The 7,991-nt window shown below is 67.2% G+C and carries 7 protein-coding genes; 2 read left to right on the top strand and 5 right to left on the bottom strand.

Going from position 1 to position 7,991, the window contains the following annotated elements:
- The 4 genes from AC1D2K_RS24565 to yaaA all read right to left on the bottom strand — a co-directional run.
- Positions 1-654: NADPH-dependent 7-cyano-7-deazaguanine reductase QueF (locus tag AC1D2K_RS24565; protein ID WP_478091694.1), on the bottom strand; the 654-nt coding region annotated here is incomplete at its 3' end.
- Entirely contained in the window at positions 651-1,544 is an 894-nt protein-coding gene (locus AC1D2K_RS24560) for an alpha/beta fold hydrolase (RefSeq protein ID WP_478091693.1), read from the bottom strand. The genes AC1D2K_RS24565 and AC1D2K_RS24560, both read right to left, overlap by 4 nt.
- 10 nt (positions 1,545-1,554) lie before the next feature.
- On the bottom strand, positions 1,555-2,400 hold the full coding sequence (locus tag AC1D2K_RS24555; protein WP_478091692.1) for a 2OG-Fe(II) oxygenase: 846 nt from the start codon (positions 2,398-2,400) through the stop codon (positions 1,555-1,557).
- A complete protein-coding gene (yaaA, locus tag AC1D2K_RS24550; RefSeq protein ID WP_478091691.1) occupies positions 2,397-3,206 on the bottom strand; it encodes a peroxide stress protein YaaA in 810 nt (269 codons plus the stop codon). The genes AC1D2K_RS24555 and yaaA overlap by 4 nt, the downstream gene beginning before the upstream one ends.
- Before the next feature lie 129 nt (positions 3,207-3,335).
- Here yaaA and AC1D2K_RS24545 point away from each other — a divergent pair, with 129 nt between their 5' ends.
- The gene (locus AC1D2K_RS24545; RefSeq protein WP_478091690.1) at positions 3,336-6,206 is read left to right on the top strand and encodes a valine--tRNA ligase; all 2,871 of its coding nucleotides are present in this window, start codon (positions 3,336-3,338) and stop codon (positions 6,204-6,206) included.
- 91 nt (positions 6,207-6,297) lie between these two features.
- Positions 6,298-7,188 carry a UTP--glucose-1-phosphate uridylyltransferase GalU gene (galU, locus tag AC1D2K_RS24540; RefSeq protein WP_478091689.1) on the top strand — a complete coding sequence of 297 codons (891 nt, stop codon included), beginning with the start codon at positions 6,298-6,300 and terminating at the stop codon, positions 7,186-7,188.
- Here the strand turns inward: galU and AC1D2K_RS24535 are convergent.
- Positions 7,169-7,991: SGNH/GDSL hydrolase family protein (locus AC1D2K_RS24535; RefSeq protein ID WP_478091688.1), on the bottom strand; the 823-nt coding region annotated here is incomplete at its 5' end. The genes galU and AC1D2K_RS24535 overlap by 20 nt on opposite strands.

Below are 7,991 nucleotides of genomic sequence, written 5' to 3'. Positions count from 1 at the left end.
GAGCAGGCCCGCCTGGTCGATCGGGGGGCCGTTGTAGCGGATCTGCACGCTCCCCCAGTCGGGCTGGCCGGTCACCAGGCAATTGCTCTTGAGCAGCCGGCTGGTGAGCGTCTCGGTCACGGGCGGCTGCGTCAGGTCGCTGGTCAGCAGCTCGGGCGCCGGCTGGTACTGCGCGCATTCGATGTCGAGGCGGTCCAGATCGAGGCCGTCGAGCTCATGCACAGGCTCCTGGTCGAAGGCATCGGGTGCCAGCAGCTTCACGCCGATACCGGCCGAGCGATCGCTGCCGCGCCATACGGCCTCGCCCAGGTCGGTGCGCAAGCGCTCCCGGACCGCCTGCGCATCCGCGAATACGGTGCTGTTGAAGCTGTTCAGATAGAGCTTGAAGGACTTGCTCTCGATGATGTTGGGCGTCTCGCAGGGAATCGTGAAGTGGGCGATCGCCAGTTGCGGCTTGCCGCGCGCATTGAGCCAGCTCAATTCAAACGCGGTCCAGAGATCGGCGCCGAAGAAGGGCAGTTTGTCGCTCGCGATCCCCATGGCTTCGCGCTGCGTGGCGCGCGCGATCGGGAACAGCAGGCTGGCGTCGTACTGGTCGACATAGGCCGACACGCGGCCCAATTGCGACTGCTCCGGGGTGTTGTCTAGGCTCATGGGCGGCTCTTTGCGTTCTCAAGAAAAGGGAGGATGTGCTGCATGAGGATCTCGTTCACCGGTGGCGGCAGGTCGTGGCCCATGCCAGGAACCGCGACGAAGCGCGCGCCCGGAATGCGTTGCGCCGAGTCCCGGCCACAGGCGATCGGCACCAGCGGATCGGCTTCGCCATGCAGCACCAGTGCCGGACTGGCGATGCGCGGCAGCAGCTCGGCACGACCGCGGTCGGCGACGATCGCGAGCATCTGCCTCACCACGCCGGCCGGTCGGTAGGCGCGGTGCAGGGCGCGCCGGATCCGTTCGGCCACGACCTGGTCGTCCTGCGGATAGGCGGGGCTCTGGATCAGGCGCACCATGCCGAGGCTGTGCGCCACCAGCGCCGCCTCGGTGCGGCTCGGCGGTCGCCGCACCAAGGCCGCGGCGACGTCGGGGCGCGGGCCCGGCAACTTGCGGGCGCCGCTCGAGCTCATGATGCTCACCAGGCTGGCGGTGCGCTGCGGCGCGCTGGCTGCCAGCCGCTGGGCGATCATGCCGCCCATCGACGCGCCGATCACGTGGGCGCGCGCGATGCCGAGCGCGTCGAGCACGCCGAGCGAGTCATTGGCCATGTCCTGCAGGCTGTACGCCGAACGCACCGGCAAGCCGATGCGCCGGCGCACGCTCTGCCAGAGCAGGTTGCCGGCGCCCGCCTCGTCAAAGCCCTGGCTCAGGCCAATGTCGCGGTTGTCGTGGCGCACGACCCGGTAGCCGGCGTCGACCAGCGCCTGCACGAACTCGTCGGGCCAGCCAATCAGCTGCATGCCGAGCCCCATGACGAGCAGCGCCACCGGCCGACCTTCTCCGCCGCTGTCTTCGACTTCGATCTGGATGCCGTTGGCTGTGATCTTCATGGCTCGAGTGTCAGATGAATTCGCGTTCGCGCAGCCACTTGGTCGCGACCCACTTCTCGCCGCAGAGCACAGGCGCGCCGCCGTGCAGGGTGCGGGTGGCCGGGTCCGGCCGGTCGTAGCTGAAGAAGACGCCGGTGCCACGTTTGGGCGCGACCTCGAGACCGACGTCGGGGAAGGTGGTGGCGCCACCCTGCTCGGGCTCGTGCAAATACATCACGAGCGTGGCCACGCGCTGGCCGCCGCGCCGCAGGATGGTCGGCGTGCCGGGCTCGCCCGGGTCGAAATAGTCATAGTGCGGGCGGTACTGGGCACCCGGCGAATAGCGCAGGATCTGCAACCCCTCGCCGAATTCGACCGGCCATCGCAGCAGCGCCGCGATGCGCAGCTCGAGCCGCGCGACGATCGCGTTCTCGCCCCGTTCGAAGAACATGCCGTCGCTGGTTCGATCGACATTGAGGGCTTCACCGCCGGTCTGCGTCTCGACCGTGAGCGACCGCGCGAGGCGCTGGCGCGCCGCGGCGATCAGGCTCTCGCATTCATCGTCGGAAAGCAGGTCGCCGAAGACGATCACCCGGGGCAGCCGCATCGTCTGGAGCACCTGGACGCGGCGATCGCCGGCGTCGACATAGAGCGGAGAGACCGACAGGTCGGGGCCGGGCATGCGGGTGGGCRGAGGCTCGACTGCGCCGCCCCCCGCGACTTGCATCTCGATGCCCTGCAGGGCGACATCGGCTGCGTCGTCGTGCCATCCCGCAGCCCGCATCGAGGCGCGCAAGCTCAGCACCGAATGACCGGCCGCGAGCTGGGCCGCGACCCACTCGAGCAATTCGGGGCTGACCGCCTGGCCCGATTTCATGGGGATTTCCTCCGGAACACCATCCGATCCGGCTTCGAAGCGACGGCGTCGAAGCCATAGCCCTCGAGGTCGAATTTTTCCAGCGCTCCGGGCGTGGCCGCCTTGTGCAGCACGGCCCAGCGCGCCATCAGGCCACGGGCCCGCTTGGCGAAGAAGCTGATGATCTTGTAGCGTCCCGGATCGCCCTTGGCGCCGCTGCCTGCCTTCCACTCCTCGAACACGCATTCGACCACGCGGGCCTTGAGAACGTCCTTGTCGACCGACTTGAAGTATTCCTGGGAAGCCAGGTTGATGACCACCGGCGTGCGGTCGGCCGCCAGCCGTTCGTTGAGATGCGGCGCAATGCGCGGGCCCCAGAACGCGTAAAGGTCCTTGCCCTGGCGGTTGGCGAGCTGCGTTCCCATCTCGAGCCGGTAGGGCTGCAGCAGGTCGAGCGGGCGCAGCACGCCGTAGAGCCCGCTCAGAATGCAGATGTGCTCCTGCGCCCAGGCGAGCTGTTTCTCGCTGAGGGACCTGGCATCGAGGCCGCCGTAGACGTCGCCGTCGAAGGCCAGCGCAGCCTGCTTCGCATTCTTCGCGCTGCCCTTGGAGGCCCACGCCGCGTAACGTGCGACGTTGAGCGCCGACAGTTTGTCCGACAGGTGCATGAGCTCGGCGATCTGTTGCGGCGATTTCTCGCGCAGGATCCCGATGAGTTCGGCCGCGGGACTCCTCGGCCCTTCGAATCGGGCTTGCGTGGCGGGCACCGCATCGGGCACCGGTGTCTCGTAGTCGAGCGATTTGGCGGGGGAAAGCAGGAACAGCATCGCCGAATTATCGGCCGCCCGGGCAAAGGTCCGCGGCGAGCGCACAGCGCGCGCGCAGTCGAATAAAATCCCCCCACCTTCACCCCCACGAGCGGCATCCTGCGGGATGCCGCTCGTCTTTGCAACGCCATGAGCGACACCCTGCCCCAACCCGGCCTCGAGAGCCTTTCCAAATCCTTCGAACCCGTTGCCATCGAGGCGCACTGGGGGCCCGAATGGGAGCGGCGCGGCTATGCGGCCGCCGGTTTCCGCGGCACGCAGAAAGCCAAGGAAGGCGCCGCCTCGTTCGCGATCCAGCTGCCGCCGCCGAACGTCACCGGCACGCTGCACATGGGCCATGCGTTCAACCAGACCATCATGGACAGCCTGGCGCGCTATCACCGCATGGCGGGCGACAACACGCTGTGGGTGCCGGGCACCGACCACGCAGGCATCGCGACCCAGATCGTCGTCGAGCGCCAGCTGCAGGAGCAGAAGATCAGCCGCCACGACCTGGGACGCAAGAACTTCGTGGCCCGGGTCTGGGAATGGAAGCAGCAGTCGGGCAACACCATCACCAACCAGATGCGCCGCATGGGCGACACGGTGGACTGGAGCCGCGAGTACTTCACGATGGACGAGAACCTGTCCAAGGTCGTGACCCAGACCTTCGTGCAACTGTATGAGGAAGGGCTGATCTACCGCGGCAAGCGGCTCGTGAACTGGGACCCGGTGCTCAAGACTGCGGTCAGCGACCTCGAAGTCGAGAACGAGGAGGAGGACGGCTTCCTCTGGCACATCGCCTATCCGCTGGAAGACGGCTCGGGCACGCTCACGGTCGCGACCACGCGGCCCGAGACCATGCTGGGCGACACCGCCGTCATGGTCCACCCCGAGGACGAGCGCTACAAGCACCTGATCGGCCAGCACGTGAAGCTGCCGCTGGTCGACCGGCTGATCCCGGTGATTGCCGACGACTACGTCGACCGCGAGTTCGGCACCGGCGTGGTCAAGGTGACGCCGGCGCACGACCCGAACGACTATGCCGTGGGCCTGCGCCACGACCTGCCGCGCATCGGCGTACTGACGCTGGACGCCACGATCAACGACAACGCGCCCGAGAAGTACCGCGGGCTCGATCGCTTCGTGGCGCGCAAGGCGGTGGTGGCCGATCTTGGAGCGCTGGGCCTCCTGGTCGAAACCAAGAAGCACAAGCTGATGGTGCCGCGCTGCGCCCGCACCGGCGCCGTGGTCGAGCCGATGCTGACCGACCAGTGGTTCGTCGCCATGACCAAGCCCGATGCCAGCGGCCAGTCGATCGCCCAGAAGGCGATCGACGCGGTGCGCTCGGACGAGGTGAGCTTCGTGCCCGAGAACTGGGTCAACACCTACAACCACTGGATGGAGAACATCCAGGACTGGACCATCTCGCGCCAGCTCTGGTGGGGTCACCAGATCCCGGCCTGGTACGACGCCGACGGCAAGGTCTACGTGGCGCGCAGCGAAGAGGAAGCGCAGGCCCAGGCGCCCGGCAAGACGCTGGTGCGCGACGAGGACGTGCTCGACACCTGGTATTCGTCGGCCCTGATCCCCTTCTCGTCGCTGGGCTGGCCCGAGAAGACGCAGGACCTCGATCTCTACCTGCCCTCGAGCGTGCTGGTCACCGGCTACGACATCATCTTCTTCTGGGTCGCCCGGATGATCATGATGACCAAGCACTTCACCGGCCGCGTGCCGTTCAAGCACGTCTACATCCACGGCCTGGTGCGCGATTCGCACGGCAAGAAGATGAGCAAGTCGGAAGGCAATGTGCTCGACCCGGTCGACCTGATCGACGGCATCGCGCTGCCCGAACTGCTCGACAAGCGCACGCAGGGCCTGCGCAAGCCCGAGACGGCGCCGGCCGTGCGCAAGAACACGCAGAAGGAATTCCCGGACGGCATCCCGGCCTTCGGCGCCGACGCGCTGCGCTTCACCTTCGCCTCGCTGGCATCGCTGGGCCGCAGCATCAACTTCGACGCCAAGCGCTGCGAGGGCTACCGCAACTTCTGCAACAAGCTCTGGAATGCCACCCGCTTCGTGCTGATGAACTGCGAAGGCCAGGACTGCGGCTTGAGGGAGCACACCAAGGAAGAATGCGCGGTCGGCGGCCCGGCGCACGGCTACCTGAAGTTCAGCCAGGCCGATCGCTGGATCAGCTCGAAGCTGCAGCGCGTCGAGGCCGAGGTGACCAAGGGCTTCGAGGAGTACCGGCTCGACAACGTCGCCAATGCGATCTACCAGTTCGCCTGGGACGAGTTCTGCGACTGGTACCTGGAGATCGCCAAGGTCCAGATCCAGCAGGGCGACGACGCGCACAAGCGCGCCACGCGCCGCACGCTGATCCGCACGCTGGAGACCCTGCTGCGCCTGGCGCACCCGGTGATCCCCTTCATCACCGAGGAACTCTGGCAGAAGGTGGCGCCGGTCGCCGGCCGCGAGGGCGAGTCGGTGATGATCGCCGCCTACCCGAAGAGCCAGCCCGAGAAGATCGACGAGGCGGCCGAGGCCCACGTGGCCCGGCTCAAGTCGCTGGTCGACGCCTGCCGCACGCTGCGCGGCGAAATGAACGTCTCGCCCGCCACCCGCATGCCGCTCTACGCGGTCGCGGACGACGCCGCGAGCGGCGCCTTCCTGCGCGACGCGGCGCCCGTGCTCCAGGCCTTGGCCAAGCTCAAGGAAGTGAAGGTGTTCGACGACGCGGCGGCCTGGTCGGCCGCGGCCGAGGCAGCACCGGTGGCAGTGGTCGGCGACGTGCGCATCTGCCTGCACATGGAAATCGACAAGGCCGCGGAAAAGATCCGGATCGGCAAGGAGCTTGCGCGCATCGAGGGCGAAATCGTCAAGGTGAATGCCAAACTCGGCAACGAGGCCTTCGTCGCCAAGGCGCCTCCCGCTGTGATCGAGCAGGAGCGCAAACGGCTCGCGGACTTCAGTGCCACGCTCGATCGGCTGCGCGACCAGCTTGTGCGCCTCGGCTGACAGACGGGTGGCTGCAACGGCCTTTAGTATTCGGGTCGGCGCCTCGCGGCGCCGGCCATCCCCTTTCTTCCCCCTGATCTGACGAAAGCCCATGTCCCACACCTCGACGCGCATTCGCAAGGCCGTGTTTCCCGTAGCAGGCTTTGGCACCCGATTCCTGCCGGCCACCAAGGCGCAGCCCAAAGAAATGCTGCCCGTGGTGGACAAGCCCCTGATCCAGTACGCGGTCGAAGAAGCCTATGCCGCGGGCATCCGCGACATGATCTTCGTCACCGGGCGCAACAAGCGTGCGATCGAGGATCACTACGACACCGCCTACGAGCTCGAATCGCAGCTCGAGGCCAGCGGCAAGACGGAATTGCTCAACATCGCACGCTCGGTGATGCCCGACGACATGACCTGCTCCTATGTGCGCCAGCCGCGCATGCTGGGCCTGGGCCACGCCGTGCTATGCGCCGAGCACCTGGTGGGCAACGAACCCTTCGCGGTGCTGCTGGCCGATGACCTGATGGTCGGCCCGGCCGACGGCGAGCCGGTGCTGGCGCAAATGACGCGGGTCTTCGGCCAACTGGGCGGCTCCCTGCTGGCCGTGCAGGAAGTGCCCCTGGAACACGTCAGGCGCTACGGCGTCGTCGCCGGCGAGACGATCGACAACGGCCTGGTCAAGATCAGTCGCATGGTCGAGAAGCCGAAGCCCGAGGACGCGCCTTCGCGCCTGGGCGTTGCCGGCCGCTACATCCTCACGCCGGGCGTGTTCGCCGAGATTCGCAACCAGCCGAAGGGCGCGGGCGGCGAGATCCAGCTGACCGACGGCATCGCCGCGCTGCTCAAGAAGGAATCGGTGTACGCCTATGCCTACAAGGGCACGCGCTACGACTGCGGCAGCAAGGAAGGATTCCTGCAGGCGACGGTCGAACTGGCCCTGGCGCACCCCGAAGTGGGCGGAGCGTTCCGCGACTACCTCAAGAGCCTGGCGCTTTAGGCGGACTGGTCAACGGCTCCAGGAAGCGGACGACCTCCGCGTCGCTGATCGGGGTCAGTTTCAGGTCGAACGCCTCGTTCAGACGTGCGACCAGGGCCTGCGCCCACAGGGTATTCGACACGATGCCTGCGTGGGCGTCCGCGAGCATGGCATGGTGCGCTTCATTCCCCGACGTGTTGGTCACGCGCAGACTTGGCCCGATCACCACCGTCTTGTAGTCGGGTTTTCCTGAGTCGTCGCGCGCACCCCAGTTCGCCTTGAACCATTCGAGGTCGTCGAAATATGCGACCTCCGGCGCGTCGGCCGCCAGGCGGCGGACCGCCGCGTTGAACCCGTCGAGCGCAGCGTTGATGTTCGCGCTTTCGGCCGCCGACTGGAATCGGTCGGCATAGGCTGGATCGTCGGCCTCATTCACGAGCCCGACCAGCAGGATGCGCGTCAACGGATGCGACGCATGAATCAGCGCCACGGTCCGACCGATCTCCTCGGCACAGTAGGCCGCCGTTGCACGCACCTCGGGCGCCGCCGGATCGCGCGCCTGGAGATCGAGCTGCCCTATCCAGTCGCCGAGCCCCATCCGGACCACCACCACGCCGTGCCTCCAGCGCTCCGGCTCCTGATCCATCAACTCGACCAGGCGCCTGGCCTGTCGCTGGCGGCCGGTCAGAAGATCGGCGCAGACTGAGCCTGAGTACGCGAAGTTGTAGAGATAGTCTTCCTTCCTCGGCCACCGGCCACGCTCCAGGCCCAGCCATTCGCGCAACTTCGCCACCGTGGAATGCCGCCCCCAGACACCCCATGGC

This window comes from Variovorax sp. P1_H12_2, assembly GCF_056405335.1.
Note: the sequence above shows the minus strand (reverse complement) of the source record. Positions and strands in the feature narration are given on the sequence as shown.

Bases quoted from the DNA above. Each gene is read 5' to 3' on its own strand.
- AC1D2K_RS24560 (WP_478091693.1), bottom strand. From the start codon at position 1,544: ATGAAGATCACAGCCAACGGCATCCAGATCGAAGTCGAAGACAGCGGC.
- yaaA (WP_478091691.1), bottom strand. From the start codon at position 3,206: ATGCTGTTCCTGCTTTCCCCCGCCAAATCGCTCGACTACGAGACACCG.
- AC1D2K_RS24545 (WP_478091690.1), top strand. From the start codon at position 3,336: ATGAGCGACACCCTGCCCCAACCCGGCCTCGAGAGCCTTTCCAAATCC.
- galU (WP_478091689.1), top strand. From the start codon at position 6,298: ATGTCCCACACCTCGACGCGCATTCGCAAGGCCGTGTTTCCCGTAGCA.